Source organism: Streptococcus sp. HMSC066F10, from assembly GCF_001813805.1.
Classification (GTDB): Bacteria; Bacillota; Bacilli; order Lactobacillales; family Streptococcaceae; genus Streptococcus; species Streptococcus vaginalis.
This window is the reverse complement of record NZ_KV813991.1, coordinates 70,138-95,545: the sequence shown is the minus strand read 5'-3', so window position 1 is coordinate 95,545 and position 25,408 is coordinate 70,138. Positions and strand designations below refer to the sequence as shown.

Sequence of the window (25,408 nt, the reverse complement as noted above, 5' to 3'; positions counted from 1 at the left end):
TCATTTTTTTAATTCTTTTGCCAATACCGCTAGATTGGCGTCTAGATTTTCAAGATAAGTTTTATTATTTTGTGGGTCAGCCTCCAAAGGATTCAATTCTTTTAATTTCACTCCTGTAGATTTGACCAAGGTTTTAGCAACTTTTGAAGAAGCATTGCTTTCCACAAAAATTGTCTTGACCTTGTATTGTTTCACAAACTCTTCAATTTCCGTCAGCTGACGTGGACTAGGCTCTTGCTCTGGTGAAATCCCAGCAATTCCCAACTGAGTTAAACCAAATCGTTTCGCTAAGTAAGAAAAGGCCGTATGCTGCGTCACAAATGTTTTTTGTTTCGCCGCTTTAAAAATCGGTTGATATTTTTTAGTCAACTCTTTTGCCTTAGCTACCAGCTCTTTCACATTTTTTTGATAGGTTTCTTTATTTTTACTATCAATCTTCGAAAGTTTATCCGCGATAATTTGCGCTTCTTCTGCCACTTTTTCTGGATCTAACCAAGTATGCGGATCGTATAGAGTTTTTTCATCCACTCCCTCACCAGCAGCAACATCTTCTAATCCCGGCACACGCTCCAGCTTCATACCTTCTGACGCTTCAAGAACTTTTACTTTGGATTTTTTCAAGTTTGGATCTAGTTTTCCTGCCCACGACTCCAAGGTATGAGAATGATAAACAAAGACATCTGCATCATAGATAGCTGCTACATCGTTGGCTGATGGTTCAAAAGAATGAATACCGCTACTTGACTGAATCATCCGAACATCATTTAAATCGCCTGATACTTCTTTGACCATAGCATAAATCGGATAAAAACTTGTTACAATTTTCAGACCTTTACTCTGTTTTTTTGTACTTGTTCCACACGCTGTCAACAACAAAGTCAACCCTACCACAAAAATAGAAAATATATATTTCTTTAATTTCATATATCACTCCTCAACTAGTGTTTAACCAGTTTATTAACTGGTTAATATGATACCACGATAGAAATTAACTGTCAAGAATTTTTTATCTATTTTTTTAACAATAAGAAAAAGTCCTCTAAATTAGAAAACTTTTAATCTTTTATATCATTGCTCTTTTCTCTACGAATCTCTTCTAGCATTCCTGCTTCTTCGGCTGTTAATTCATATTTTTCTAATAAATCTGGACGACGTTCATAAGTCTTTTTCAAACTCTCATACAGACGCCATTTTCGAATATTTTCATGATGACCGCTCATCAAAATATCTGGCACAACCATTCCACGAAAATCATAAGGACGAGTATATTGAGGATATTCTAAAAGACCTGATGAAAAACTGTCATCAGTATGACTAACTTCCTTACCAAGAACTTCAGGAATCAGTCGTACTGTTGCATCGATCATCGTCATAGCAGGCAACTCTCCACCGGTCAAAACATAATCTCCAAGAGAAACCTCGTCTGTCACCAAACTTTTAATCCGCTCATCATAACCTTCATAATGCCCGCAGATAAAGATTAATTCTTCTTCTTGAGAAAGTTCTTCCGCATAGGCTTGATTAAACGTTCGACCAGCGGGATCTAACAAAATAACCCGTGGCTGTTTTTTTTCAATCGCATCATAAGCATCAAAAATTGGTTGCGCTCTGAGCAACATTCCTTGACCGCCTCCATAAGGCTCATCATCAACATGTCGTGATTTCTCTGCATTTTCCCGAAAGTTATGATAGTGAATCTCTAACAATCCTTTTTCACGCGCCTTGCCAACTATTGAATGCTCCAGCGGAGCAAACATCTCCGGAAATAATGTTAAAATATCAATCTTCATCATCCAGTCCTTCCGGAATTTCCACATCTACTCGACTATTTTCAAGATCAATATTCAACACAACAGGCGGAATATAAGGTAACAGTAAATCACGCTTGCCTTTTCGCTTTACCACCCAAACATCGTTGGCACCCGGTTGCAAAATTTCTTTAATAGCTCCAATCAAAACATCCTGTTCATAAACATTCATGCCGATGATTTCATGATAATAAAATTCGCCCTCATCTAAATCCGATAAGTCTTTCTCAGCCACTTTCAAGGTAAAATCACGATATTTTTCAATGTCATTGATATGATACATTCCTTTGAATTTGACAATATCAAAATTTTTCATCTTGCGATGACTGGCAATTTCCACATTCATGACAAAATTATCCTTCTTGTCAAAAAGAGCTAAAACACTTCCTTTTTTGAAACGCTCCTCTGCAAAATCCGTCACAGACATAACACGCATTTCACCCTGCAAACCTTGCGTATTCACAATTTTTCCAACATTATAATAGTTCATTTTCTCTCCAAATACTAGCATTATTCTATCTATTCTATCATGAATAAAGGGAATTCTCAAGAAAACAAAAACCCCACCAAGATAAATCCTTAGTGGGGTAATTGGGGAATGACATCATTCCTCTGATTTTAAATCGCCTTAAGCAACTCTAAAACCTTGATTTATTAGGCTTCCGCAATTTCTTGCGATACTCTATTATTTAAGAGTAACTGAAGCTCCAGCTTCTTCCAATTTAGTTTTGATTTCTTCAGCTTCTGCAGTTGCAACACCTTCTTTAACAACAGTTGGTGCTCCGTCAACAAGTTCTTTAGCTTCTTTAAGACCAAGACCCGTGATTTCACGAACAGCTTTGATAACGCCGACTTTCTTGTCGCCTGCTGCAGTCAATTCAACGTCAAATGAATCTTTTGCAGCGGCAGCTTCACCAGCACCAGCAGCAGCTACAGCTACAGGAGCAGCTGCAGTTACACCAAATTCTTCTTCGATAGCTTTTACAAGGTCGTTCAATTCAAGGATTGAAGCTTCTTTAATTTCAGCAATAATATTTTCAATGTTCAATGCCATTGTCATTTCCTCCAAATATGTTTTCGTTATTTATTATTAGTTTGTAGCATAGGCTACGCGCAACTTAAAATTAAGCTGCTTCTTCTTTGTTGTCTGCAACCGCTTTGACTGCAAGAGCAACATTGCGAACTGGTGCTTGAAGCACAGATAGTAGCATAGATAGAAGTCCTTCGCGATTTGGAAGAGTTGCAAGAGCAACGATTTCTTCTTTAGATGCAACAGCACCTTCAATAGCTCCACCCTTAATTTCAAGTGCATCAGCTTCTTTAGTAAAATCATTGATGATTTTTGCTGGTGCTACAACATCTTCATTTGAAAATGCAACAGCAGATGGTCCAACAAATGCATCAGCAAGACCTTCAAGTCCAGCTTTTTCAGCTGCACGACGTAAAATTGAGTTTTTAATAACTTTATACTCAACTTCGCTTCCACGAAGATTACGACGAAGAACTGTGTCTTGTTCAACTGTAAGACCACGAGCATCCACAACAACGATACTTGCAGCTGCTTTCATTTTTTCAGCAACTACATCAACTAGTTCCGCTTTTTTAGCAATACTTGCTTCACTCATTTAGTGTTTCACCTCCGTAATTATTTTGCTTGGGAAATTTTTCCAAAAGAAAAACGCGCCCAAACCTAGACACGAAAGTACAATACGTTTCTTTTACATGATCCGTTTTGTCCTCGGTAGGATCTTTATGAGTCGAGCTCCCCTACTGTCTTAGGCAGTTTTTTCAAACCAATGATTATTGTAACATAAGAAAAAAAAGATTGCAAGAGTTTTTAATAATTTTTATAATTAGAACGAAAATCTATTCTTTTTAGTTAGCAGATTTATTAAATTGTTGGAAAAAAGAGAAAATGGTAAAGGCTAATACGAAAAGACGATAGAATGTTTCATTTCTACCGTCTGTCTGATGTGTTTTTATTCCTTGTTCAGTTCGACACTGGTTTTTTAATCTTCCCAAAATCAACGATAATCTATTAAAGTCTTTTCTTTTAGAATGACAGGTATGCTAAAAGCTATGATTTCCGCTAATACAGTAGCAAGCACATCGTATACGTCAAATACTGCACTAGTATTAATCAATGGTAATAGCTCATTAATAAAAGACATCAGTACAAACACTATACATATATACATAAGTGCCTTTTTAGAAAATTCAATAGTTGAGACTTTATTTGTACTGAATGTTGGACTAAAAGGTTGTTTTAGCATAGCTGTTGCAATCCATGCTCCTCCAAAACTAGGTGTGACATAAAACATAGGAACAACTGAATTAATTGAATAATATTTTCTTAAAAATATTGTGAGTAGCCAAATTAATAATCCTAAAATCGCCATAATTTCAATGGAACTGATTCTCAATTTTCTTTTCTTCATATGTTCCAACTTCTCATCAACTTTCAATTTATCCATTTCTATTATACTAAATATCCCACCCTTATCTCATCATAACAAAAAATATGACAATCTTGTAATATCAGTGTTTCCATTCAGCCTAGTTTTGTCTTTTCAAACATTTCTTCTTGCAGATTTAAATGCTAAAGTCCTCCGTAATAAAAAATTCACTAGTTCATCGTAAATGCTCCCAACATTTTACAAGCCTAAAATGCTTCCTTCAATCTTCAAAAAATGGAAGGATATAGGCTTTTTCTTCCTCTGTACAGGCAACAAGCGGGAGGCGGAGTGGTCCGACTTCAAACCCTTGAGAATTTAGCACAGCTTTAAGTGGTGCTGGGCTTGTCACAGAAAAGAGAGCTTCTATTTTTGGTAACAGCTGACGTTGAATCTGAGCAGCTTTTTTCAGCTTACCCTCATCTAAAGCAGCAAACATTTCATAAAAGTCATCTCCATTGGTATGAGCCGCAACAGATATAACCCCCTGTGCTCCGATTGCCTTTGCATGAAAAGCTTGTCCGTCTTCCCCAGTATAAATTAGAAAGTCCTGTGGAGCGTTTTCAACCAAATGAGTAAGAGCATCTATGCCTGTACAATCCTTGATTGCAATAATATTTGGCAATTGTGCTAAGCGCAAGGAAGTTTCTACTGTCAAACCAGCAACCGTTCGGCTAGGAACATTATAAACGATGACTGGCAGATTTGAAGCTTCCGCAATCGCTTTATAATGCTGATATAGACCTTCTTGAGTCGGTTTGTTGTAATAAGGTGTTACTGCAAGTCCGGCAGCAAAACCACCAAATTTGTCAACTTCACGCACGAATTCAACTGAATCTCGAGTATCATTTGTACCAATTCCGGCTATCAGCGGAACTCGCCCTTTTACAATCTTTTGAACTGCTGCAAATAATTCCAGCTCCTCTTCATGCGTCAGAGTTGGGCTTTCGCCTGTCGTTCCTGCGATAATCAATCCTTCTGTATGATGCGCTAAAAGATGTTCAATCAGCTTAGAAAGAGCCTCAAAGTTAATGCTACCGTCCTCTTTAAACGGTGTTACAAGTGCTGTTATGATTCTTGCTTTTTTTAAATCTTCTATAGACATAACTATCGTCCTCCTAGCCTGCAAAATACAACTATACGAATATTATCTCACATTTTACTTCAATTTGAAAATGACCTCTGCTGTTGGATGCACCAAGCCACGTTCATGCAAGGTCTCAGCGATTTGAACAGAATTCCAAGCAGCACCTTTAAACAGATTGTCTGAAACCACCCACATATGGATGCCTTTTTCAGCGTCCAAATCCTTGCGGATACGACCAACAAATGTTTCTTTTTTGCCGACAGCATTAACAGCCTGAGGGTAGATTTGATGAGCAACATCATCCTCTAATACTGCTCCTGGAAAGTTCGCAATAGCTGCTTTGACTTCTGCGATGGGTGCTACTTCTTTTGTCTCGATGTAGACAGACTCTGAGTGCGCTGAAAGAACAGGGATACGAACACAAGTAGCAGAAACCGCAATCGTGTCATCTTCCATGATCTTCTTGGTTTCATTGGTCATCTTCATCTCTTCGTAGGTGTAGTCATTGTCCGTAAAGACATCAATTTGAGGAAGAGCATTAAAAGCAATCGGATAATGTTTCTTGTCACCGCCGGAAGGCAAAATCTCAGCCTTAACATCACGCGGATTGACACCGTCATTTAAGACCTCACGCAGTTCACGCTGAGTTTCAAGAATAGCTCCCATACCAGCTCCAGACACGGCCTGATAGGTCGATACGATGATGCGCTCTAAGCCCCATCTCTGACGAATCGGCTCCAAAGCTACCATCATCTGGATAGTGGAGCAATTTGGGCAGGCAATAATTCCGTTATGAGCATCAAGTGCATGTGCATTGACCTCTGGTACAACCAAAGGAACATCAGGATTCTGACGGAAATGAGAGGTATTGTCAACGACAACCGCTCCTGCCTTGACAGCGTATGGAGCATACTTGGCAGACGTTGAGGCGCCTGCTGAAAAGAGAGCGATATCTACACCTTCAAAGGCAGTCTCCGTTGTTTCTTCAATTGTGATGTCTTGGTCTTTAAATTTCAAAACTTTCCCCGCTGAACGAGCTGAAGCCAAGTAGCGTACTTTCTCAATCGGAAGAGTTGATTCTTCCAGCATTTTAATCATTTGAGCTCCAACGGCACCTGTAGCACCTACCACAGCAACTGTGTATCCCATAACATACCTCTCTGAATTTTCAAAAAATTTGTGTATTGCTGGTATTATACTACTTTTCTAAAGAATTGAAAAGACTTAGAAGAAAAAAATCCCCACTAAAAAGTAGGGATTGAGGGCACTTACGTGTGATGAGCAGGTTCACACAACTCATCAAGGTCCGCTCCTGCGTATATGACCTCCCATGCTCAATATGTGGCTTGCGCCACCTATCGACTCATCGCATATCTAGCATTCTACTATAGAGAATCCTAAAAGTCAAACTATTTTTTATGAGAGATTTTCTAGCTTATCCATATTTGAAATTGGTGCCTTAAAAGAGTAAAATAGTTTTTAGGAGGATAAAGTTATGGATACTACGAAACAGCCTGTCCCCATGCCTCAAGATAGGCGAACAATAGCTATATTGCTAGGAGCTGTGGGTGGTTGCCTAGACGTTTTTTCGCATATACAATTTAGTACACTAATCGCCACTCAGACAGGGAATATTATTTTAATCGTAGCCGATTGGGATGGACCAACCGTAAAGACCGCTTACCGTATCCTTTCGCTTGTCTTCTTTACCTGTGGCTTTATCCTTGGTATTCTACTTAAGGAACGGGCGCAAAGCTCACATTGGCGTACTTGGGGAGTCTTACCATTGACTCTCACGACTTTCCTCTTTCCTTTTTTTCATTCTCATTATTTTATCTGGGTGATATTACTTGCAACCTCTACAGGCATGGTCATGCTAACTTATACAGGCTCAAAAATCGAGTCTTATCCCTACATGATTATGATGACTTCAGGAAACTATCGGAGAATGGTCACTGCTTGGTATGAATATATTCGTTTTAAAGATCGTAGACATATTATTAGAAGGCAAGCGGCTAATTACTCTATGATTGTCGCTAGTTTCATCGGCGGTGCTATTTTTACTGGATTTCTCACACGTTTCATTCATCAATACGCTATCTGGACAGTCACTACTATTTTGACGACTATTATCATTCATTATACCAGATACAATCATATACATCACTTAGAGCAAAAAAATATCTAACACTCAATGAAAATCGAAAAGCAAACTAGGAACTAAGTAAGACAAAAAACCGAACCAATCCTCTTGGGTAATGCTCACAAAGAGAATTGGTTCGGTTTTTGCTAGTTCATCAATACTTGCCTGCGATATTTCATTTATCGATCCTCTTCCTCATCTATCAATCTCACAAATACTTGCTTCCTTCTTTAATGCTGAGTTTGCTCAGCCTGTCTTTGTATTTTTCGATAAATTCCCGCACCCAGTCGGGATTGGTCTTGGAGTAGTCCCGAAGTGCCCAGCCAATGGCCTTATTGATGAAAAACTCGGTCTTATTAAGATTATTAATCAGGATTTGCTCTAGCAGCTGGACATCCGTTTGCTCTTTTTGAAGTAATTGGTGTTCGATAGCCAATCGGCGCAACCAAATGTCCTCATCCGTACTCCAATCCAATACTATTTTCTTTGTCTCAGGATAGTGTAAACAAATATAACCTACCGAGCGACACAAAAAGTCAATCGTGTCCCACCAAGGCTTTGTTTGTGCCAATTTCTTTACCTTTGTTAAATCGTTTGAGGCTAAAGATGTTTGTTTTAGTTGTAAATAATCCAGCACCACATATTGCATTTCACGATAGGGATTTTCCCAAGCCTGATTGATAAATTTCCAATCTATCGTAGACTTGTGACTTTTCTTAAAAAATATTTTAGAAATTTGCCGCCTAATAGGTGTTTTGACCACTAAAAACTCGAACTGATCTTTCATGTATGCTTTCATGTGAATAGCATCTTCAGGGTTTGCTACTTCTTTTAATCCTTGGAAAACATCTTCTACTTTCATATTACCATTCACTTTCAACATTCATATCTTTGAATAATTTAATTGGTCTTGCTGGTTTATCTAAACTCTTCTGCAACCAAACTGTAGCATGTCAGCAGCCAAATTTATAGCCGATTTTTGGGAAATGCGCTACTTGCTGATAACCAAGTTTTTTTATGGAAAGAAATACTGGCGTCATTCGGCAGAGCAATACAAGCTAGAAAATGAACAAACCCTTGCTGTTCAAGAATTTCTTCCAATTTGTCATAAAGCTGCTTCCCAATCCCTCTGCCGCAATTCTCATCAGCTACATAGACCGACAGCTCAATAGCCCAGTTGTATGCCTCTCGACCATAATAAGTCGAAGCATAAGCATAACCCAGAATGACTCCCTCTTCCTCCGCCAACAGATAAGGATACCTTTCCAAGGTCTTCTCAATCCGACCAGAAAATTCCTCCACCGACGGAACATCATACTCAAAAGTAATGGCTGTTTTCTCAACATAGGGTGCGTAAATAGCAATGAGAGCAGCAGCGTCGTTTTTATTTTCTAATCTGATGTTCATCCAAACGTTCCTTTCTTCTTATTACTTTCATAAAAATGAAGTATATCACCATGTATATTTTACCAAATTCAAAAAGAAAAGGCTCTCTCGAACCTTTTTCGTTTTAAAATAGTCCAATAGCAGTTCCGTCTGCTGCTACGTCCATATTGAGGGCTGCTGGGCGTTTTGGCAGACCGGGCATCGTCATAACATCACCAGTTAGGGCGACAATAAAACCTGCACCCAATTTTGGAACTACTTCGCGGATAGTGATTTCAAAGTTTTCTGGCGCTCCTAGAAGATTTGGATTATCTGAAAAACTGTACTGGGTCTTGGCCATACAAATTGGCAGCTTATCCCAGCCGTTCTTGACAATTTGAGAAATTTGAGTTTTTGCTTTCTTTTCAAAATTGACTTTTGTTCCACGATAGATTTCCTTGACAATTTTCTCGATTTTTTCTTCGATAGACAGATTGTTGTCATAGAGTCGAGTGTATTTGGCAGGTCTCGTTTCAATCGTTTTGACCACAACTTCCGCAAGAGCCAATCCACCGTCAGCACCATCTGCCCAGACACTAGCCAATTCCACCGGGACATCAATCTCTGCACAAAGTTCCTTGAGAACGGCAATTTCAGCTTGGGTGTCCGTCACAAATTCATTGATAGTCACCACGACCGGAATACCAAATTTACGGATATTTCCCACATGGCGTTTGAGGTTGGCAAAACCTGCTTTAACCGCTTCAACATTCTCAGTTGTCAGATCTTCTTTAGCGACACCACCGTTCATTTTCAATGCTCTAAGAGTTGCAACAATAACCACTACATCTGGAGCAGTCGGAAGATTGGGCGTTTTGATGTCTAGGAATTTTTCAGCCCCTAGATCCGCACCGAAGCCAGCTTCAGTCACCGTGTAGTCCGCCAAATGCAAAGCTGTTGTCGTTGCCAAAACGGAATTACAGCCGTGAGCGATATTTGCAAACGGTCCACCGTGAACAAAGGCAGGGGTTCCATAAATAGTCTGTACTAGATTGGGCTTTATAGCGTCTTTCAAGATGAGAGCAAGAGCCCCTTCTACTTCCAAATCTCGAACATAAACAGGCGTCCGATCATAACGATAACCAATAACGATATTAGCTAGACGTTCTTTCAAGTCTTCAATACTTGTCGCTAAACAGAGAATAGCCATGATTTCAGATGCAACCGTAATATCAAAACCATCTTCCCGCGGAATTCCATTAACCGGACTGCCCAGACCGACGGTCACATGCCGCAAAGCACGGTCATTCAGATCTACCACGCGCTTCCAGATAATGCGACGTTGGTCAATTCCTAGAGCATTTCCTTGATGTAAATGATTATCAATCAAAGCAGAAAGGGCATTGTTGGCAGTGGTAATCGCATGCATATCTCCTGTGAAATGCAAATTGATGTCTTCCATTGGTAGAACCTGTGCATAACCACCTCCAGCGGCTCCGCCTTTGATTCCCATAACTGGTCCAAGAGACGGTTCACGAATCGCAATCATGGTTTTCTTTCCAATTTTGCTGAGAGCATCTGCCAAGCCAATAGTAATAGTTGATTTTCCTTCGCCGGCCGGTGTTGGGTTGATGGCTGTTACCAAAATCAGCTTACCAACTGGCTTCTTTTGCAATTCCTGAATCTTGTCAAAAGATAATTTCGCCTTGTATTTACCGTAAAGCTCCAAATTATCGTAATCAATTCCAACTTTCTTCACTACATCAGCAATCGGATGCAAGTCAACACTCTGAGCAATTTCTATATCCGTTTTCATTTGGAATCCTCCAGTTTTGATAGGATTATTATACCAAAAAATAAAGAAAACAAACACTTTCAAAGCTAAAATTCTCAAAAACGTTCGGAAAGGTCTTTTCTATTTACGAATTAACTTTTTTTGTGTAAAATTTAGTTATGAAACTATTGATTACTTCTGGCGGAACGAGCGAAAAAATCGATCAAGTTCGTTCTATTACGAATCACTCAACAGGAAAGCTTGGTGCTCTTATTGCGGAGAGTTTTTTAGCACAAGGCGATCAAGTTACATTAGTCACTACACAGAGTGCTGTCAAGCCTGCTGCTCATCCGAATTTAACCATTCAAATCATTGAAAATGTACAAGATTTGCTGGAAACGATGCAGCCTTTAGTCAAAACTCATGGTGTTTTAATTCATTCAATGGCCGTTTCTGACTACATGCCTATTTACATGACAGGTTTTGAACAAATCACTGCTTCACAGGATTTAACAGAGTTTTTAAACAAGACCAATGATCAAGGCAAGATTTCATCAAAAGATGAATACCAAGTGCTCTTTCTCAAACAAACACCGAAAATTATCAGTCAAGTCAAAAAATGGAATCCCAATATCCGTCTAATTGGCTTTAAACTCTTAGTTGGTGTTTCTAAGGAAGAATTACTGACAGTTGCTCGTGCTAGTCTCATAAAAAACAAAGCAGAAATAATTGTAGCAAATGACTTGTATGATATTTCCAATAATCAACATCATGCTTTCTTGGTCAAACAAGATTCCGTAATAGAAGCCACTACTAAAGAAGAAATTGCCCAATTATTGCTGACACATATTCACACAAAGGACAATCTATGAAACATATTACACTAGCTGTCACAGGAAGCATTGCCGCCTATAAAGCTGCCGACTTGGTCAGTCAATTGACAAAAGACAATCAAAAGGTGACTGTTCTGATGTCTCAAGCAGCTACAAATTTCATTACACCGCTGACTTTGCAAGTATTGTCGAAAAATTTAGTGCATACAGATGTCATGGAGGAGCCTGCGCCAAACAAGGTCAATCATATTGAAATTGCCAAGCAAACGGATCTTTTCTTAGTTGCACCTGCTTCCGCCAATACGATCGCTAAATTAGCTAATGGCTTTGCAGACAATATGATAACCAGTACCGCACTTGCTCTGCCATCAACAGCCAAAAAGGTATTAGCCCCAGCTATGAATACCAAAATGTATGAAAATCCAATCACTCAAGAAAATCTATCTAAACTAGAAAAATACGGCTGGCAAATTATTCAGCCTAGAGAAACCGTCCTAGCCTGTGGTGACCACGGAATTGGCGCCCTTGCTTCTGTAGAAACAATTATAAAAAAAGTAAAGGAAATGATTTATGAAGAAACAATCTAATATTGCTCAAATTGCTATCTTTTTTGCGATTATGCTCGTCATTCATCTATTGAGTTCAGTAATATTTAACCTTTTTCCCGTCCCAATCAAACCAACGATTGTCCACATTCCCGTTATTATTGCAAGTATTTTATATGGACCAAAGGTAGGCGCTATTTTAGGGGCGCTAATGGGTATCATTAGTCTGGTTACGAACACACTTGTTCTCTTGCCAACCAGTTACTTGTTTAGCCCGTTTGTACCTAATGGGAATATTTATTCGCTCATCATTGCCCTTGTTCCGCGAATCTTAATCGGAGTCACCCCTTATTTTGTTTATAAATATCTTAAAAATAAGATCGGACTTATCTTAGCTGGAACAGTCGGTTCGTTGACAAATACAATTTTTGTTTTAGGAGGGATTTTCTTATTATTCTCCAAAGTATATAATGGGAATATTCAGCTCTTACTCGCATCTGTCATTTCAACCAATTCCATTGCTGAAATGATTATTTCTGCGATTCTGACAGTTACCATTATTCCAGCCCTTGAAAAAGTTAGAAAATAATCACGTGAAATCGTGATTTTTTTATGAAAAAATGCTATAATGAAAACGATTAAACAATGCAGAAAGCTGAAAAATTGAGAAAACTGGATGTGCTCGCTCCTTTATTAAACAGGTAATGACATTTCCTGTTTTCACTAATTTTTCATAAGCTTTCCTATTTTAAAAAGGAGATTTCGTAATGACTTACCAAGAAAATTTCAAAAAATGGCTTGATTTTGCAGAACTTCCAGACTACCTTCGTAAAGAATTGGATTCGATGGACGAAAAGACAAAAGAAGATGCTTTTTATACCAATCTTGAATTTGGTACTGCTGGTATGCGTGGTCTGATAGGCGCTGGTACGAATCGTATCAATATTTATGTTGTTCGTCAGGCAACTGAAGGTTTAGCACGTTTGATTGATGAAAAAGATGAAGATTTCAAAAAACGCGGTGTCGCTATCGCTTATGACTCTCGTCACTTCTCTCCAGAATTCGCCTTTGAATCTGCTGCTGTTTTAGCAAAACATGGCATTAAATCTTATGTATTTGAAAGTCTCCGTCCAACACCAGAACTGTCATTTGCAGTTCGTCACTTAAAAGCTTTTGCCGGGATTATGATTACAGCCAGCCACAACCCTGCTCCATTTAATGGCTATAAAGTTTATGGCGAAGATGGTGGTCAAATGCCGCCTCATGATGCTGATGCTCTAACAGCTTATATTCGTGCCATTGAAAATCCATTTACTATTGAAGTAGCTGATGTTGAAGCCGAAAAAGCTTCTGGTTTGATTGAAGTTATTGGTGAAACTATTGATGCCGAATATCTCAAGGAAGTTAAAGACGTCAACATCAACCAACAATTGATTGATGAATATGGAAAAGACATGAAAATCGTCTACACTCCGCTTCACGGTACAGGTGAAATGTTAGCACGTCGAGCATTTGCCCAAGCTGGTTTTGATTCTGTTCAGGTTGTTGAAGCTCAATGCGTGCCAGATCCAGACTTCTCCACTGTCAAATCACCAAATCCAGAAAACCAAGCTGCTTTCGCTCTTGCTGAAGAATTGGGACGTAAAGTTGGTGCGGATGTTCTTGTCGCAACGGACCCAGATGCTGACCGTGTGGGTGTTGAAGTTCTCCAAAAAGACGGTAGCTACCGCAATCTTTCAGGAAATCAAATCGGTGCGATTATGGCTAAGTATATCCTTGAAGCGCACAAGACTGCTGGAACACTTCCTGCCAATGCAGCACTTTGCAAATCCATTGTGTCTACCGATCTTGTGACCAAGATTGCTGAAAGCTACGGCGCTACCATGTTTAACGTCTTAACTGGTTTCAAATTTATCGCTGAAAAGATTCAAGAATTTGAAGAAAAACACAATCACACTTACATGATGGGCTTTGAAGAAAGCTTTGGCTACTTGATTAAACCATTTGTGCGTGACAAAGATGCTATCCAAGCTGTATTGGTTGTTGCAGAATTAGCTGCCTACTACCGTTCTCGCGGCTTAACTCTTGCAGACGGAATTGAAGAAATCTACAAAGAATATGGTTATTATGCTGAAAAGACGATTTCAGTTACTTTGTCTGGTGTTGATGGCGCTGAACAAATCAAAGCTATTATGAGCAAGTTCCGTGACAATGCACCGAAAGAATTCAACGCTACTGCTATTACAGTCACAGAAGATTTCAAAGCACAAACCGCTACCGATTCTGACGGCAATGTAAGGAAATTAACAACTCCAGCAAGTGACGTATTAAAATACACACTTGCTGATAGTTCATGGATTGCTGTACGTCCTTCAGGAACTGAACCAAAAATCAAATTCTACATTGCTGTTGTCGGAAATTCTAGCCAAGACGCTCAAGCAAAAATTGCAAAAATTGAAGCAGAAATCAATGATTTTGTAAAATAAGCAAAAAGTAAGAAGGCTTTGATTTCTCATTCTAACTTCCACAATATTCAAACTTCGAGTCTGGGACAAGAATATCTCAGACTCGAAGTTGTCTTGTAACAAATAACAGATAATTGCTCAGATGCTGCTTTTTAAGATAGCAGACAGATCTTTCGAAGCAGGTCTCAAGGTCTTTTCGCTTTTTAACATTTGCTCAACATTATAGGGGAGACTATACAAAATAGCTAGGAAACATTTTATATCGGAGTCTTGAAACAAGAGCACGACAATTAAAATTTTCAATTTCTAGTCCTGTTTCACCTCTCTTTCAATGTTTTACATTTCATTTCAAATCTCTGCATTATTTTCCTATTTGTGGCATACTAGAATGAACAAAAGAAATGAGGTTATTTTATGGATAAATTTACACAAGATATCAATGATTTAGAAGTCACGACTGTTGAACGTGCCCGACAAGCCATTGCAAATAAAGAAAATGCAACTTTTTTCATTGGGCGTAAAACGTGCCCTTACTGTCGTAAATTCGCCACTACGCTAGCTAGTGTTGTCGCTGAAACCCAAGCACATATTTTCTTTATCAATAGTGAGGAACTTAGTGAACTGGAAGAGCTCCAAGCTTTCCGTTCCGAATATGGAATCCCAACTGTACCAGGATTTTTACATACAGAAAATGGTCATGTGACTGTCCGTTGTGACTCCTCTATGACGGCTGACGAAATCAAGTCATTCGCTAACTTATAAAAATGAAGCTGAGATAAATCACCAACTTCACAGCATATTATAAACTAACTAGGCAATAGCTTTTTACAATCACAAAGCGAGGCAGGGAACATATTATCCCTGCCTCTTAACATTTAATTTCCTTTTAATTTACCTTCTTGAAAGGCTTGCCATATCTTCTGCTGAGGTTTCGCAAACGGATAGTTGGTAAAGTCATCAGGATGCAGCCACAGAACTTGTTCCTCTTTTTGATTTTTTATCATATTTGCTACTCGACCGTAAAGCAAACGAATCTGCCACTTGCGATGACTGAACACATGTTGAATTGTCGGAAAAGCTTGCTCCTGCCAATTCACTACCACATCATAATCCTGCTCAAAGCTTTCTTGCGGAGATAATTCAAATGCAACTTGATTTTCTGCCACTTCAAAAAAGGATAACTGTTCACCGTCCGGAAATTCTTCTACTTCAATCAAAGGAAAGTGCCAAAATCCTGATAAAAGACTGCTTGTTTCATTTTTCTCTAAAAGAAATTCTCCTTGATTATTCTGGATAATTAAACCATACAAATAAACTGGAACTGGTTTTTTCTTAGGAGCTTTGATAGGGTATCTATCCATTGTTCCATGTAAGTAAGCAGCGCTAAATTCCCTTACTGGACTGTCATCAGGTCTAGGGTTGATAGGTGCTTCAATATCTGATCCTAAATCCATCAAAGCTTGGTTGAAATCTCCCGGTCTTTGGGGGTCAATCAGAATTTCCATCATCGCTTGAAAAACCTTTCGGTTAGCAGGGACACCAATATCCAAATTCACTTCAAATAAACGGCTCAGGACCCGCATAACATTCCCATCAACCGCTGGCTCAGGCAAACCAAAAGCAATACTTGCAATAGCTCCTGCTGTATAAGGACCAATTCCTTTCAGACTAGAAATCTCCTCGTAAGTGTGAGGAAACTCGCCACTAAAATCTGTCATAATCTGCTGAGCAGCCTGTTGCATATTGCGTACTCGCGAGTAGTAACCTAGCCCCTCCCAAGCTTTAAGCAAACGTTCTTCTGAAGCCATTGCTAAATCTTTGATTGTCGGAAACCAAGCTAAAAAGCGCTCATAGTAAGGAATAACCGTATCTACCCGTGTTTGCTGAAGCATAATTTCTGAAATCCAGATATGATAAGGATTACTGCTTCTCCGCCAAGGCAAATCACGTTTATTCTCATCATACCAAGCTAATAATTTTTGACGAAAGGAGGCAATTTTTTCATCCTCCCACATCTCAATTTCATATTTTTTCAAATCTAACATAACTTTAGTATAACATAAAATAAAAAGAGAACCCAGAACTTGAATTCTGGATTCTGTCTTGGCTTTCTAATAATTACCAACTGCTTGGCTGGCAGTAATCAATGTTAATTTATAAACATCATCAGCGTTGCATCCACGTGAAAGGTCGTTTACTGGATGATTCAATCCTTGCAAAATAGGACCGACTGCTGAAAAGCCACCGAGACGCTCTGCCATTTTATAGCTGATATTTCCAGCTTCAATACCAGGAAATACAAAGACAGTTGCTTGACCAGCTACATTGCTGCCAGGAGCTTTTAACTCTGCTGTTTTAGGTACAAATGCCGCATCAAACTGTAATTCTCCATCAATAGCAAGATCTGGTCGCATTTCTTGCGCAAGTTTCGTTGCTTCGATGACTTTATCAACCTTTTCACCAAATCCAGAACCTTTAGTTGAATAACTCAGCATAGCTACTTTAGGGTCAATGTCAAAGATTTGCGCGGTCAAGGCAGAGTTAATAGCAATTTCTGCTAATGTTTTAGCATCTGGATCAATATTGATTGCACAATCACTGAAAACATAGCGTTCCTCACCGCGAACCATGAGAAAGGCACCAGATGTGCGAGAAACCCAAGGAAGTGTTTTGATAATTTGAAGAGCTGGGCGAACCGTGCTTGCTGTAGAATGAATCGCACCAGAAACCATACCTTGTACTTTACCAAGATAAACAAGCATGACACCAAAATAATTGACGTCCTCTTTCAATAATTTACGCGCTTCGTCTTCTGTGATTTTTCCTTTACGACGTTCTACAAAAGCTGCCACCATTTCTTCAAAGCATGAACAATTTTGAGGGTCAATGACTTCATAACCTTCTGTCACACCTTCAATTTCAAGGTAAATACGAATTTTTTCAGGATTTCCCAATAAAACAGGTGTGATACTTGTTTCTTTTACCAAACGTTTAGTAGCTTGAATAATACGTGGTTCTTCACCTTCTGGTAAGACAATCTTCACTTCTTTGTCTTGCAATGTTTCACGAATTGTTTCAAAAATTTTCATGTTTTACTCCTTACTTATTGCTTAATTTTTGAATGACTGTTTGAAAATCTTTCGGAAAAGGACTTGATTTATTCACAACTTCCTTATGGAATGGATTGTAAAAACGCAATGAATGACAATGAAGCGCTTGCCGCGTTATTCCGTCAGTCATACTTCCACCATATAAGTCATCTCCCAAGAGAGGAAAACCAATATAAGAAAAATGAACCCTAATCTGGTGTGTTCGTCCTGTATGAAGATGAATATCCACGAGATAAATGTCATCATACTGCGCTAAAACTTTATAACTCGTATGAGCATATTTTCCATTTTTTGCCACACAGCGAGTAATGATACTACTATCTTCACGCGCTATGGGAGCAATAATATCTCCTTCTGGCTTTAACGGTGCCGAACCCTTGACCAAAGCATAATAATGCTTCTCAATGACTTTCTTTTGCAATTGTTTATCTAATCTTGCATGAGCATAACCGTGCTTTGCAAATAACATCAGACCACTCGTATCACGGTCTAAACGAGTCACAATATGAATCTGCTGATTTTCATAATGATTTGCAATGTAATAAGCCTTCACAAAATTGGCCATTGTATTGGAATGATTCACACTAGGAATGCTAGCTACGCCTGCTGGCTTGTTCAAAATCAGAAAATGTTCATCTTCGTATACAATATCCAATTCTTTTTCTACTGCACATAGACTGCTAAATCCTTCTTCCGCCGGAATATCAACGGCAACTTTGTCACCAATATCTAACAAATAAATGGCATTTTGCTTCTTTCCGTTTACCCGAATATCCCCACCAGAAAACTTAATTTTTGCAAGTAAACTTTTGGAAATTTCCTGTTTTTTTAGAAAGGTTTTGACTTTCACATGCTCATCTGCGATAAATTCAAACCTCATTCCTCCACCTCGCCGATAAAGGCATCTTTGACACGATTCCAAAAACTAGTATGACTCGGTGTAGCAAGAAAGTTAATCTTATGTTGATCAATTTGAAATTCAATTTTAGAAATATCATTTATCATAAAATTTTGATTGTCAATCGAAATCGCATGTCGATCATTCCAAGTCGGCACAATTTCAATTTTATCATTCTTAGGAACGATAATTGAGGAGCCCAAAGTCCGAAACACACGATTGTTCAAGCTTGCAACTTCTGCAATCTGAAGAGCTTCGATGGTTGGGTGGAGAACAGCTCCGCCCAACGATTTATTGTAAGCTGTACTTCCTGTCGGCGTTGATACTGAAACGCCATCACCACGAAAGCGCTCAAAATGCACTTGATTGATAATAACATCGGCGACCATTGTTCGTCCAGAACGCTTGATTGTCGCTTCGTTTAATGCACGCTTTATACAAATTTCATTATTTCCATGGAAAATTTTAACATTCAAAATCGGATAAGACACCTTTGCGCCTGTATCTAATTTTAAATTATCAATTAGTTTGTCCAACTCAAAATCTCGATAATCTGTATAAAAGCCCAAATGTCCTGTGTGAACACCAACAAAGCGAACTTTGTCTAGCTGATCTTCATATTTGTGAAAGGCTGACAAAAGCATCCCGTCGCCACCGATTGAAATGACAATATCAGGATTATTATCATTCAAAATAAAATGATGTTGCTTTAATTTTTGTTTTAATTGGCGACAAAGTTCTTGACTTTGCCGTCTACGATTACTGATAATCCCTATTCTTTTACCTGTATTCTTCATCTGTATCGTCACTATTTCCTACGCCATCATTTAATTTACGACTAATTGGGTCAAATAAAGCTTGCGCTTCTTGAATATCATCACGAATTTTCCCCATTTCTTCGTCCAATTGATAGGCGATTTTTGCGGTAATCTCTAGACGTTTCTTAATTTCATCTGGAAATTCACCCTTATATTTATAATTCAACGAATGTTCAATTGTTGCCCAAAAGTTCATGGACAAAGTGCGGATTTGAATCTCTGCCAAAACTGTTTTGTTGCCATCAATGGTATCAACTGGGTATTCAACAATGACATGATAACTTCGATATCCACTAGCCTTACGGTTTTTAATATAGTCTCGCTCCTGGATAATCCGCATGTCGTGGCGCTTTCGTAAAACATCCAAAACTTCTTCTACGTCATCCACAAATTGAACCATTACGCGCAAACCAGCTATATCTTGCATATCTTGCGCTAGATTTTCCTCTTTAATCCCACGCAAAGCCATTTTTTCTTTGATACTTTCTATCGGTTTTACACGACCTGTTACAAATTCAATCGGAGAATGTTTTTTTTGTTTTCGATACTGTTTACGAATCCCACGCAGTTTGATCTTTAATTCACCAACCGCTTGAATATAAGGATCCAGAAACTCTTCCCACTCTAATTGCATACACTCACCTTGTCATTTTACTTAATTTTTTATAAAATAAACACAATACTTATTATAACATAAATCGCTTTCAAACAAAAGAAAAGGATTGGAAAATGGATCATTTGGAAATTGAATACAAAACGCTTCTGACAAAAAATGAGTACCAACAGCTGTTACCACTGTTTTCAAAGATAAAAGCTACCAAGCAGATAAACTACTATATTGACACAGCCGACTTTTCAATTCGAGATGCAAAAATGGCACTTCGGATTCGTACTTTTGAAACTAGTGCCGAATTAACTTTAAAAATTCCGCAGCAGGTCGGTAATATGGAATACAATCAATTTCTCACTTTAGAAGAGTCTCACACTCTCATCAATACATGTGTGCTACCTGAAGGAGAAATACACACTCTGCTGACTCAGGCTGCTATCAACCTCGAGAAATTAAAGATTCTAGGGAGCTTAACAACTATTCGCTATGAAAAAGAAACCACTATTGGCTTAATGGCACTTGATGAAAATCATTATTTTGACAAAACAGACTACGAATTAGAGCTGGAAGTGACAGATGCAAAAACTGGAAAAGAACAATTCGAGTGCTTTTTACAAGCTCATCATATCCATTATAAATATGCAAAGCCTAAAGTTGCAAGATTTGCTCAAAACTTATGAATAAAAAGCTGAAATTTTACTTATTTTTTGATAAAATGGAGTGTAGAAATCAAAAGGAGTCTTAATAAGTTATGATGAATATACTGACGGATAAAGCACAGATGAAGTTGTTTGCACTAAATTCCAATCACGATATTGCCGAGAAAATCGCTAAAGCTGCTGATGTGCCTCTTGGAAAACTTTCATCACGTCAATTTTCAGACGGAGAAATCCTAGTAAACATCGAGGAAAGCGTGCGTGGCTTTGATGTATTTATCATTCAATCAACAAGTTTTCCTGTCAATAATCATTTGATGGAACTTCTCATCATGGTGGATGCTTGCAATCGCGCCAGCGCTAATTCTGTCAATGTTGTGATGCCATATTTTGGCTATGCTCGTCAAGACCGAACAGCCGCTCCTCGCGAACCAATTACAGCCAAGCTCGTAGCGAATATGCTGGTTAAGGCAGGAGTTGATCGTGTTCTAACCCTAGATTTGCATGCTGTCCAAGTCCAAGGCTTCTTTGATATCCCTGTTGATAACCTTTACACCGTTCCTCTTTTTGCCAAACATTACTGTGAAAAGGGCTTGTCTGGTGAAGATGTTGTTGTGGTCAGTCCAAAAAATTCTGGTGTTAAACGTGCTAGAAGCTTAGCAGAGCATTTAGATGCTCCGATTGCGATTATCGACTACGCTCAAGACGATACCCACCGTAACGAAGGCTATATTATCGGAGATGTAGCTGGGAAAAAAGCTATCCTTATTGATGATATTTTAAATACTGGTCGTACATTTGCTGAAGCCTCAAAAATTGTTGAACGCGAAGGTGCAACAGAGATTTATGCAGTTTCTAGTCATGGTTTATTTGTTGAGGGAGCCGCTGAAAAGTTAGATAACTCTCCTATCAAAGAAATCCTGGTTACTGACTCAGTTGCAACGAAAGAAAAAACTCCGAAAAATGTTCAATACATTACTGCAAGTGGGCTAATCGGAGATGCAATCGTTCGTATCCATAAAAGAAAACCAGTCAGTCCACTGTTTGCTTACAATAAAAAGAAATAAGGAGAAATCTTGATTTATTTCGATAATGCAGCAACAACTCCTATGTCAACAGCTGCTATTACTGCTATGACACAGGTTATGGAAAATACCTTTGGCAATCCATCTAGCATTCATAGCCACGGAAGAGCTGCTAGTAAAATTCTTCGCAAAGCCCGACAAGAGCTTGCTGAACTGCTTCATACTAATAGTCAACATGTCATCTATACATCTGGTGGGACAGAAAGTAACAATACAGCCATAAAAGGATATGCCTTAGCCCATCAAGATCAAGGGAAACACATTATTACAACTGCTATTGAGCATCATTCGGTTCTTGAAACGATTGAATATCTGGTGGATAAATTTGACTTTGAAGCTACTTATATCCAACCTAAAAATGGAGAGATTACGGCTCAACAGATAAAAGAAGCCCTTCGAGAAGATACAATACTTGTCTCAACCATGTATGCCAATAATGAAACAGGCTATATGCTTCCAGTCAAAGAAATTGCTGACGTTGTGAAACATCATCCCGCTGCTTATCATGTGGATGCTGTGCAAGTTATAGGCAAATTACCTGTCTATCCTGACGAGCTAGGAATTGACTTTATGAGTGCATCAGCTCATAAATTTCATGGTCCAAAAGGCATCGGCTTCTTGTACTTCAATCATGTAAAATTTGACAAATTTTTACATGGTGGAGATCAAGAGGATAAAAGACGTGCAGGAACTGAGAATTTAGCGGCTATTGCCGGTATGGTTGCGGCTCTAAAAGAGAGCCTCAATTGCTACCAAGAAAACATGGAACATGTTGAAAGTTTGAAACAGCAACTTCTCTCTGAACTTGACGGAATCCATTACTATATAAATAATGATTCACACACACTTCCCTATGTCGTAAATCTTGGCTTTCCAAAGCAGGCTAACGATTTATTGCTCATGCGTTTAGACTTATCTGGAATTTCTATCTCAACTGGCTCTGCTTGTACAGCAGGAGCTATCGAACCCAGTCATGTGCTTAAAGCTTTTTATGGTAGCGACTCAAAGCGATTAAGAGAATCTATTCGCATTAGCTTTTCAGAACAAAATACTTCAGAAGAAGTTCGACAATTTACTACAACATTAAAAGAAATTTTAGGAGGATAAATAGATGGCTTTTCAGACCACTATTCACTTAAAAGACTGCTCTTTCAGCTATTCTCTTGGAGAAAATGTAAAAAAATTTACTTTGCGCGATAACACATTTGTCGAAACCAAAGTTGGAAATTACGAATTGACACGCTTATTAGAAAATGTTCCCAATAGTGGAGACGGCTTTTTGTTGAAAATCATTATCAACAAAAACCTTTCAGGTGTAAAAATCAACATCACAGATAAATCTGGCCTTCGGTTAGTGAATATTTTTAAATCAGAAGACAATCACATCATTCAAGAAAAGTTTTATTTCTTAATGGATAGCTTGGTAGAACGTGGTATTTTCACTAAACAAGAACAATAAACAAATAGCTTAAAAACTCATTTTTAAATCATTAGTAAAACAATAAAGAGTAGGAAACAAGCCAAAAATCTTTGATTTTGTCCTACTCCTTTTCTATTTTTATCAAATAAGTTGATTTTTTCACAAACTTTCTATAAAATAGTCTTTGAAAGGATGTGATTTTGTGAAATCTGAAAAAAATACAACCATTCCACGCGCAACTGCTAAAAGGCTCTCTCTGTATTATCGGATTTTCAAACGATTTAATTCCGAAAAAATCGAAAAAGCCAATTCAAAACAAATCGCAGATGCGATCGGGATTGATTCTGCAACTGTCCGTCGAGATTTTTCTTACTTTGGCGAATTAGGTCGTCGTGGATATGGTTATGATGTAAAAAAACTCATGAATTTTTTTGCTGACTTACTTCATGACAATTCCATTACCAATGTGATGTTAGTTGGTATCGGTAACATGGGACATGCTTTGCTCCACTACCGTTTCCACGAACGGAACAAAATGAAGATTGTTATGGCATTTGATACAGATAATCATCCTGAAGTTGGGACTACTACAAATGACGGGATTCCTATTTATGGCATTTCACAAATCAATAACAAATTAAAAGATGTGAATGTCAAAACAGCTATTTTAACAGTTCCTAGTGCAAAAGCGCAAGAGGTTGCAACTGTTCTTGTGGAAGCTGGTGTAAAAGGTATTCTCAGTTTTTCTCCTGTTCACTTAACCGTTCCAAAAGATGTTGTCGTTCAATATGTTGATTTGACAAGTGAACTACAAACACTCCTTTATTTTATGAAAAAAGAGCATTAAGCAATTAGAAAGAGCAGACATCTATTTATGAAGAAACCTATTATCGGCATTACTGGAAACGAAAGACCAAACCCTGAAGATGAATTTGCCATCATGAGTTATGCTGCTAAGGGATTTGTAGAGGGCGTAAAAGAAGTTGGTGGAACTCCTATCATATTGCCGATTGGAGATGCAGATATGGCACAGCGCTACATCCAGATGATTGATAAACTTATCCTAACGGGTGGGCAAAATGTATCACCACAATTCTATGGCGAAGAAAAAACAATTGACAGTGATGATTACCATTTGGAGCGTGATTTGTTTGAATTAGCCTTAATCCATGAAGCTATCCAGCAACAAAAACCAATTTTTACCGTTTGCCGCGGTACGCAATTGTTTAATGTTGCAATGGGTGGAACACTTTATCAAGATATTGAGCACCATTGGCAAGACAGTTCTGCTGAATATACTACTCAAAAACTAGTCACTAAATCCGGCTCTGTTTTGGAAAAGATTTACGGCGAAGTATCTCATATCAACTCTTTCCATCATCAGAGTATCAAAGATTTAGCAGAAAATGTCGAAGTCATTGCCCGTGATCCGAAAGACAACACCATTGAAGCCATTACAACAACTGATGAAATCGCTTATCTGGGAGTCCAGTGGCATCCAGAATTCTTATTTGAAACACGCCCTAAAGATCGAATGTTATTTGACTATGTTGTCAATAGACTTTAAATCAAGTCTGTTTCTTCGCGATAACTATAATAATCTTTCTCTGCGACGATGAGATGATCCAGTAAGATGAAGCCCATTAATTCACACGCTTCTTTTACATGTTTGGTCACTTCATCGTCATTTTTGCTTGGCAGTACAGCTCCTGACGGATGATTGTGCACCAAAATAATGGATGTCGCCATGTGTTTCACAGCATAATGCAGGATTTCTCGTGGCTCTGCAATACTGCGTGATACACTACCGATAAAAATCGTCTGCTGATGAATGATTTTGTTTTGAGTATTCAGATATAAAGCCACAAGGTGTTCCTGCTTCTTATGCCCCAATTCTTGTTGCATTTTTTTCGCCAGCTTTTGACTACCTAAAATTTGCTCTTGCGTAATCAATTCTGCTTTACTGACTCGCTGGCCTAATTCAATCATAGCTTGTAATTCAATAGCCTTGATACGACCAATTCCAGAGATTGATTGCAATTCTTGTAGCGTCATATTGCGCAAATCATTCAAACTAGAAATAGTTGATAAAATCCGTTGAGAAACTTGAAAAACAGTTTCTTTTTTATTACCTGTGCGGATAAGAATGGATAACAATTCTTGATTGCTCAATTGTTCTGCACCTTCTGCAACTAAACGTTCCCTTGGCAACAAAGAATCTTCCTGAAATGAAATACTATACATAAAAAACCTCCTCATATCCTTATTCGGAAAAAGAAGAGGAAAATAAAAAATCTGAGAAATAATTGGCACTAGCCCCATAAAATGAGACACAAGA

At 38.4% G+C, this 25,408-nt stretch carries 28 protein-coding genes, 1 pseudogene and 1 other annotated feature; of the genes and pseudogenes, 12 read left to right on the top strand and 17 right to left on the bottom strand.

Going from position 1 to position 25,408, the window contains the following annotated elements; translation table 11 throughout:
- The 8 genes from HMPREF2933_RS07630 to HMPREF2933_RS07595 form a co-directional block, all read right to left on the bottom strand.
- On the bottom strand, positions 1 to 924 hold the full coding sequence (locus HMPREF2933_RS07630; protein WP_024053094.1) for a metal ABC transporter solute-binding protein, Zn/Mn family: 924 nt from the start codon (positions 922 to 924) through the stop codon (positions 1 to 3).
- A gap of 131 nt (positions 925 to 1,055) precedes the next feature.
- Positions 1,056 to 1,790, bottom strand: a complete 735-nt coding sequence (gene trmD / locus HMPREF2933_RS07625) for a tRNA (guanosine(37)-N1)-methyltransferase TrmD (RefSeq protein ID WP_024053093.1) — start codon at positions 1,788 to 1,790, stop codon at positions 1,056 to 1,058.
- Positions 1,780 to 2,298: a ribosome maturation factor RimM gene (gene rimM / locus HMPREF2933_RS07620; RefSeq protein ID WP_024053092.1), complete on the bottom strand. Its 519-nt coding sequence runs from the start codon at positions 2,296 to 2,298 to the stop codon at positions 1,780 to 1,782. Before rimM ends, trmD begins: the two co-directional genes overlap by 11 nt.
- A gap of 195 nt (positions 2,299 to 2,493) precedes the next feature.
- Complete coding sequence (rplL, locus tag HMPREF2933_RS07615) at positions 2,494 to 2,862, bottom strand: 50S ribosomal protein L7/L12 (protein WP_003024225.1); 369 nt, start codon at positions 2,860 to 2,862, stop codon at positions 2,494 to 2,496.
- Between the two features lie 70 nt (positions 2,863 to 2,932).
- The gene (rplJ, locus tag HMPREF2933_RS07610) at positions 2,933 to 3,433 is read right to left on the bottom strand and encodes a 50S ribosomal protein L10 (RefSeq protein ID WP_003029380.1); all 501 of its coding nucleotides are present in this window, start codon (positions 3,431 to 3,433) and stop codon (positions 2,933 to 2,935) included.
- 38 nt (positions 3,434 to 3,471) lie between these two features.
- Positions 3,472 to 3,606 (bottom strand) — a sequence feature (ribosomal protein L10 leader region).
- Between the two features lie 226 nt (positions 3,607 to 3,832).
- Positions 3,833 to 4,282, bottom strand: coding sequence for a hypothetical protein (locus tag HMPREF2933_RS07605; RefSeq protein WP_024053090.1), 450 nt, complete (start codon positions 4,280 to 4,282; stop codon positions 3,833 to 3,835).
- 202 nt (positions 4,283 to 4,484) lie between these two features.
- Positions 4,485 to 5,366, bottom strand: coding sequence for a 4-hydroxy-tetrahydrodipicolinate synthase (gene dapA / locus HMPREF2933_RS07600; RefSeq protein WP_024053089.1), 882 nt, complete (start codon positions 5,364 to 5,366; stop codon positions 4,485 to 4,487).
- Positions 5,367 to 5,420: 54 nt separating this feature from the next.
- The gene (locus HMPREF2933_RS07595; RefSeq protein ID WP_024053088.1) at positions 5,421 to 6,497 is read right to left on the bottom strand and encodes an aspartate-semialdehyde dehydrogenase; all 1,077 of its coding nucleotides are present in this window, start codon (positions 6,495 to 6,497) and stop codon (positions 5,421 to 5,423) included.
- A 346-nt stretch (positions 6,498 to 6,843) separates the two neighbouring features.
- On the opposite strand from HMPREF2933_RS07595, the gene HMPREF2933_RS07590 reads away from it, so the two are divergent.
- On the top strand, positions 6,844 to 7,536 hold the full coding sequence (locus tag HMPREF2933_RS07590; protein WP_070672741.1) for a YoaK family protein: 693 nt from the start codon (positions 6,844 to 6,846) through the stop codon (positions 7,534 to 7,536).
- Between the two features lie 163 nt (positions 7,537 to 7,699).
- Here HMPREF2933_RS07590 and HMPREF2933_RS07585 read toward each other — a convergent pair whose 3' ends face one another.
- The 3 genes and pseudogenes from HMPREF2933_RS07585 to HMPREF2933_RS07575 form a co-directional block, all read right to left on the bottom strand.
- Positions 7,700 to 8,353 (bottom strand): DNA alkylation repair protein, encoded by a 654-nt coding sequence (locus tag HMPREF2933_RS07585; protein ID WP_042754200.1) that lies wholly within the window; start codon positions 8,351 to 8,353, stop codon positions 7,700 to 7,702.
- A gap of 1 nt (position 8,354) precedes the next feature.
- Positions 8,355 to 8,898: pseudogene (locus HMPREF2933_RS07580) on the bottom strand (GNAT family N-acetyltransferase).
- 103 nt (positions 8,899 to 9,001) lie between these two features.
- Positions 9,002 to 10,672 (bottom strand): formate--tetrahydrofolate ligase, encoded by a 1,671-nt coding sequence (locus HMPREF2933_RS07575; RefSeq protein WP_024053084.1) that lies wholly within the window; start codon positions 10,670 to 10,672, stop codon positions 9,002 to 9,004.
- A gap of 137 nt (positions 10,673 to 10,809) precedes the next feature.
- On the opposite strand from HMPREF2933_RS07575, the gene HMPREF2933_RS07570 reads away from it, so the two are divergent.
- The 5 genes from HMPREF2933_RS07570 to HMPREF2933_RS07550 all read left to right on the top strand — a co-directional run bounded on the left by HMPREF2933_RS07570 (position 10,810) and on the right by HMPREF2933_RS07550 (position 15,235).
- On the top strand, positions 10,810 to 11,502 hold the full coding sequence (locus HMPREF2933_RS07570) for a phosphopantothenate--cysteine ligase (RefSeq protein ID WP_024053083.1): 693 nt from the start codon (positions 10,810 to 10,812) through the stop codon (positions 11,500 to 11,502).
- Complete coding sequence (gene coaC, locus HMPREF2933_RS07565) at positions 11,499 to 12,050, top strand: phosphopantothenoylcysteine decarboxylase (RefSeq protein WP_024053082.1); 552 nt, start codon at positions 11,499 to 11,501, stop codon at positions 12,048 to 12,050. The genes HMPREF2933_RS07570 and coaC overlap by 4 nt, the downstream gene beginning before the upstream one ends.
- Positions 12,034 to 12,597 carry an ECF transporter S component gene (locus HMPREF2933_RS07560; protein ID WP_024053081.1) on the top strand — a complete coding sequence of 188 codons (564 nt, stop codon included), beginning with the start codon at positions 12,034 to 12,036 and terminating at the stop codon, positions 12,595 to 12,597. The genes coaC and HMPREF2933_RS07560 overlap by 17 nt, the downstream gene beginning before the upstream one ends.
- A 178-nt stretch (positions 12,598 to 12,775) precedes the next feature.
- Complete coding sequence (locus HMPREF2933_RS07555) at positions 12,776 to 14,494, top strand: phospho-sugar mutase (protein ID WP_024053080.1); 1,719 nt, start codon at positions 12,776 to 12,778, stop codon at positions 14,492 to 14,494.
- A gap of 393 nt (positions 14,495 to 14,887) precedes the next feature.
- A complete protein-coding gene (locus HMPREF2933_RS07550; protein WP_070672730.1) occupies positions 14,888 to 15,235 on the top strand; it encodes a DUF6568 family protein in 348 nt (115 codons plus the stop codon).
- Positions 15,236 to 15,348: 113 nt separating this feature from the next.
- Here the strand turns inward: HMPREF2933_RS07550 and mutY are convergent, their stop codons facing one another.
- The 5 genes from mutY to HMPREF2933_RS07525 all read right to left on the bottom strand — a co-directional run bounded on the left by mutY (position 15,349) and on the right by HMPREF2933_RS07525 (position 19,933).
- The gene (mutY, locus tag HMPREF2933_RS07545) at positions 15,349 to 16,518 is read right to left on the bottom strand and encodes an A/G-specific adenine glycosylase (RefSeq protein WP_024053078.1); all 1,170 of its coding nucleotides are present in this window, start codon (positions 16,516 to 16,518) and stop codon (positions 15,349 to 15,351) included.
- 66 nt (positions 16,519 to 16,584) lie between these two features.
- Complete coding sequence (gene pta, locus HMPREF2933_RS07540; protein WP_024053077.1) at positions 16,585 to 17,562, bottom strand: phosphate acetyltransferase; 978 nt, start codon at positions 17,560 to 17,562, stop codon at positions 16,585 to 16,587.
- Positions 17,563 to 17,572: 10 nt separating this feature from the next.
- Positions 17,573 to 18,463, bottom strand: coding sequence for an RluA family pseudouridine synthase (locus tag HMPREF2933_RS07535; protein WP_024053076.1), 891 nt, complete (start codon positions 18,461 to 18,463; stop codon positions 17,573 to 17,575).
- Entirely contained in the window at positions 18,460 to 19,278 is an 819-nt protein-coding gene (locus HMPREF2933_RS07530; protein WP_070672726.1) for an NAD kinase, read from the bottom strand. Before HMPREF2933_RS07530 ends, HMPREF2933_RS07535 begins: the two co-directional genes overlap by 4 nt.
- Positions 19,262 to 19,933 carry a GTP diphosphokinase gene (locus HMPREF2933_RS07525; protein WP_024053074.1) on the bottom strand — a complete coding sequence of 224 codons (672 nt, stop codon included), beginning with the start codon at positions 19,931 to 19,933 and terminating at the stop codon, positions 19,262 to 19,264. Before HMPREF2933_RS07525 ends, HMPREF2933_RS07530 begins: the two co-directional genes overlap by 17 nt.
- Before the next feature lie 95 nt (positions 19,934 to 20,028).
- Here HMPREF2933_RS07525 and HMPREF2933_RS07520 point away from each other — a divergent pair, with 95 nt between their 5' ends.
- From HMPREF2933_RS07520 to HMPREF2933_RS07495, 6 genes are all read left to right on the top strand, one after another.
- Entirely contained in the window at positions 20,029 to 20,589 is a 561-nt protein-coding gene (locus HMPREF2933_RS07520; protein ID WP_070672722.1) for a CYTH domain-containing protein, read from the top strand.
- Positions 20,590 to 20,672: 83 nt separating this feature from the next.
- Positions 20,673 to 21,632 carry a ribose-phosphate diphosphokinase gene (locus tag HMPREF2933_RS07515; protein WP_101749702.1) on the top strand — a complete coding sequence of 320 codons (960 nt, stop codon included), beginning with the start codon at positions 20,673 to 20,675 and terminating at the stop codon, positions 21,630 to 21,632.
- 9 nt (positions 21,633 to 21,641) lie between these two features.
- Positions 21,642 to 22,757 carry a cysteine desulfurase family protein gene (locus HMPREF2933_RS07510; protein ID WP_024053071.1) on the top strand — a complete coding sequence of 372 codons (1,116 nt, stop codon included), beginning with the start codon at positions 21,642 to 21,644 and terminating at the stop codon, positions 22,755 to 22,757.
- Between the two features lie 4 nt (positions 22,758 to 22,761).
- Entirely contained in the window at positions 22,762 to 23,109 is a 348-nt protein-coding gene (locus HMPREF2933_RS07505) for a DUF1831 domain-containing protein (RefSeq protein WP_003024175.1), read from the top strand.
- A gap of 163 nt (positions 23,110 to 23,272) precedes the next feature.
- Positions 23,273 to 23,917, top strand: a complete 645-nt coding sequence (locus tag HMPREF2933_RS07500; protein WP_024053069.1) for a redox-sensing transcriptional repressor Rex — start codon at positions 23,273 to 23,275, stop codon at positions 23,915 to 23,917.
- A 27-nt stretch (positions 23,918 to 23,944) separates the two neighbouring features.
- Positions 23,945 to 24,637, top strand: coding sequence for a gamma-glutamyl-gamma-aminobutyrate hydrolase family protein (locus HMPREF2933_RS07495; RefSeq protein ID WP_003042762.1), 693 nt, complete (start codon positions 23,945 to 23,947; stop codon positions 24,635 to 24,637).
- Here HMPREF2933_RS07495 and radC read toward each other — a convergent pair.
- Positions 24,634 to 25,314, bottom strand: a complete 681-nt coding sequence (radC, locus tag HMPREF2933_RS07490) for a RadC family protein (protein ID WP_003024167.1) — start codon at positions 25,312 to 25,314, stop codon at positions 24,634 to 24,636. The two genes, HMPREF2933_RS07495 and radC, sit on opposite strands and share 4 nt — an antisense overlap.
- Positions 25,315 to 25,408: the final 94 nt, after the last annotated feature.

Excerpts from the sequence above, each read along its gene's own strand:
- HMPREF2933_RS07630 (WP_024053094.1), bottom strand. The coding sequence starts at position 924 with ATGAAATTAAAGAAATATATATTTTCTATTTTTGTGGTAGGGTTGACT.
- trmD (WP_024053093.1), bottom strand. The coding sequence starts at position 1,790 with ATGAAGATTGATATTTTAACATTATTTCCGGAGATGTTTGCTCCGCTG.
- rimM (WP_024053092.1), bottom strand. The coding sequence starts at position 2,298 with ATGAACTATTATAATGTTGGAAAAATTGTGAATACGCAAGGTTTGCAG.
- rplL (WP_003024225.1), bottom strand. The coding sequence starts at position 2,862 with ATGGCATTGAACATTGAAAATATTATTGCTGAAATTAAAGAAGCTTCA.
- rplJ (WP_003029380.1), bottom strand. The coding sequence starts at position 3,433 with ATGAGTGAAGCAAGTATTGCTAAAAAAGCGGAACTAGTTGATGTAGTT.
- HMPREF2933_RS07605 (WP_024053090.1), bottom strand. The coding sequence starts at position 4,282 with ATGGATAAATTGAAAGTTGATGAGAAGTTGGAACATATGAAGAAAAGA.
- dapA (WP_024053089.1), bottom strand. The coding sequence starts at position 5,366 with ATGTCTATAGAAGATTTAAAAAAAGCAAGAATCATAACAGCACTTGTA.
- HMPREF2933_RS07595 (WP_024053088.1), bottom strand. The coding sequence starts at position 6,497 with ATGGGATACACAGTTGCTGTGGTAGGTGCTACAGGTGCCGTTGGAGCT.
- HMPREF2933_RS07590 (WP_070672741.1), top strand. The coding sequence starts at position 6,844 with ATGGATACTACGAAACAGCCTGTCCCCATGCCTCAAGATAGGCGAACA.
- HMPREF2933_RS07585 (WP_042754200.1), bottom strand. The coding sequence starts at position 8,353 with ATGAAAGTAGAAGATGTTTTCCAAGGATTAAAAGAAGTAGCAAACCCT.
- HMPREF2933_RS07575 (WP_024053084.1), bottom strand. The coding sequence starts at position 10,672 with ATGAAAACGGATATAGAAATTGCTCAGAGTGTTGACTTGCATCCGATT.
- HMPREF2933_RS07570 (WP_024053083.1), top strand. The coding sequence starts at position 10,810 with ATGAAACTATTGATTACTTCTGGCGGAACGAGCGAAAAAATCGATCAA.
- coaC (WP_024053082.1), top strand. The coding sequence starts at position 11,499 with ATGAAACATATTACACTAGCTGTCACAGGAAGCATTGCCGCCTATAAA.
- HMPREF2933_RS07560 (WP_024053081.1), top strand. The coding sequence starts at position 12,034 with ATGAAGAAACAATCTAATATTGCTCAAATTGCTATCTTTTTTGCGATT.
- HMPREF2933_RS07555 (WP_024053080.1), top strand. The coding sequence starts at position 12,776 with ATGACTTACCAAGAAAATTTCAAAAAATGGCTTGATTTTGCAGAACTT.
- HMPREF2933_RS07550 (WP_070672730.1), top strand. The coding sequence starts at position 14,888 with ATGGATAAATTTACACAAGATATCAATGATTTAGAAGTCACGACTGTT.
- mutY (WP_024053078.1), bottom strand. The coding sequence starts at position 16,518 with ATGTTAGATTTGAAAAAATATGAAATTGAGATGTGGGAGGATGAAAAA.
- pta (WP_024053077.1), bottom strand. The coding sequence starts at position 17,562 with ATGAAAATTTTTGAAACAATTCGTGAAACATTGCAAGACAAAGAAGTG.
- HMPREF2933_RS07535 (WP_024053076.1), bottom strand. The coding sequence starts at position 18,463 with ATGAGGTTTGAATTTATCGCAGATGAGCATGTGAAAGTCAAAACCTTT.
- HMPREF2933_RS07530 (WP_070672726.1), bottom strand. The coding sequence starts at position 19,278 with ATGAAGAATACAGGTAAAAGAATAGGGATTATCAGTAATCGTAGACGG.
- HMPREF2933_RS07525 (WP_024053074.1), bottom strand. The coding sequence starts at position 19,933 with ATGCAATTAGAGTGGGAAGAGTTTCTGGATCCTTATATTCAAGCGGTT.
- HMPREF2933_RS07520 (WP_070672722.1), top strand. The coding sequence starts at position 20,029 with ATGGATCATTTGGAAATTGAATACAAAACGCTTCTGACAAAAAATGAG.
- HMPREF2933_RS07505 (WP_003024175.1), top strand. The coding sequence starts at position 22,762 with ATGGCTTTTCAGACCACTATTCACTTAAAAGACTGCTCTTTCAGCTAT.
- HMPREF2933_RS07495 (WP_003042762.1), top strand. The coding sequence starts at position 23,945 with ATGAAGAAACCTATTATCGGCATTACTGGAAACGAAAGACCAAACCCT.
- radC (WP_003024167.1), bottom strand. The coding sequence starts at position 25,314 with ATGTATAGTATTTCATTTCAGGAAGATTCTTTGTTGCCAAGGGAACGT.